Source organism: Variovorax raffinosi, assembly GCF_051216615.1.
GTDB lineage: Bacteria > Pseudomonadota > Gammaproteobacteria > Burkholderiales > Burkholderiaceae_C > Variovorax.
In genome coordinates this window covers 1-1,473 of the sequence record NZ_JBPJZR010000040.1, presented here as the reverse complement: position 1 = coordinate 1,473, position 1,473 = coordinate 1, and the positions used below count along the sequence as shown (strand labels likewise).

General features: G+C 64.0%; 2 protein-coding genes. Both read left to right on the top strand.

The genetic code is table 11. From position 1 onward, the window contains the following. Nucleotides 1-821, top strand: an 821-nt coding sequence (locus tag ACSFB7_RS37785; RefSeq protein WP_435477447.1) for an SDR family NAD(P)-dependent oxidoreductase, incomplete at its 5' end; no start/stop codon positions are given. Nucleotide 822: 1 nt separating this feature from the next. Further along, the coding region (locus tag ACSFB7_RS37780; protein ID WP_435477446.1) for a dienelactone hydrolase family protein at nt 823-1,473 on the top strand (651 nt) is incomplete at its 3' end.

Here is a 1,473-nt window from a genome sequence, read left to right as displayed (position 1 = left end):
GCATGAAAACAGAGAGACTTTTCGATGTGAGCGGCAGCGTCGTCGCGATCACCGGAGCCGCGAGCGGGATTGGCCTGGGCTATGCCGAGGTCATGGCCGCCAACGGCGCGTGCGTCACGCTGATCGACATGAATCGCGAGGCTCTGGACCAAGCCGTTGCCACGCTGTCCGCCACAGGTGGGCATGTCACCGGCGCAGTAGCCGACGTTACACAGCCTGACACGCTGCGCGCTGCTTTCGACGATGTGGTCACGCGGCACGGCCGGCTCGACACTGTGTTTGCCAATGCCGGCATCAGCGGCGGCCCGGGATTTTTGAGTGGCACCGGCGAGCGCAATCCCGAAGGCGAGGTGGAGAACCTTTCGCTTGACCTCTGGGAGCGTGTGTTCGCCACCAACGTGACCTCCATGCTGCACACGCTGCAGATCGTGGTGCCGCAGATGAAGAAACAGGGCGGCGGGCGTATCGTGGTCACGAGTTCGGTTTCCGCTTCCATGCCCGAGACTCTCGTGAGTTCGATGTATGCGACGTCTAAGGGTGCGGTTGCGCACATGGTGCGTCAATACGCGCTGGAGCTCGCGAAGTACGGCATCCTTTTGAACGCGATCTCGCCGGGGCCGGTGATCACGAACATCGGCGGCGGAGTGCTCAAGTCTGAGGAAGTACGTCGGCCATTTGAGCGCGTCGTGCCACTGGGCCGCATTGCACGGCCATCGGACCTTCAGGGCGCTGCGCTGTTCTTGGCATCGCCTGCGTCGTCGCTGATCACCGGTACCGAAATCATCATCGACGGCGGCCGCGTACTCGGCGTGGCGGACTGACATGGCCTTCATCCGGATCACCGCGGCCGATGGGCATGTCTTCTCGTGCTGGAACAGCGCAGCAACCGCACCGCGCCCGGGCGCCGTCGTCGTGCTGCAGGAAATCTTCGGAGTGAACCACCATATACAGGCGGTCTGCGAGCGGCTGGCCGCACTGGGCTACGACGCATTCGCTCCAGCGCTGTTCGACCGTATTTCACCCGATTTCGCTTCAGGCTACAGCAACGACGAAGTCGCTCATGCGCTGGAGCTCCTGCCACGGCTGGACTGGAAAGCGATGGTGCGCGACACACTCGCCACCGTGCAGCATGCGCAGCACGCCACGGGTTCCCCGGTGAGCGTGATGGGCTTCTGCCTTGGCGCGTCAGTCGGCTACATCGCCGCCCAGACCGCCCCCGGAATCACGGCCGTGGTTGGCTACTACGGTGGCCACATCGTGCATCACCTGGACGCTCCGGCGCGTTCGCCCACGCTGCTGCACTACGGCGAGAGCGACCACACGATTCCGATGGCGGACGTGGAGCGCATTCGCAGTACCCGGCCCGATTGCACGGTACATGTCTACCCCGCAGGCCACGGGTTCAACTGCGACGAGCGTGCCTCGTTCGAGCCAACGAGTGCAGCCCTGGCGTGGGAACGATCCATGCAATGG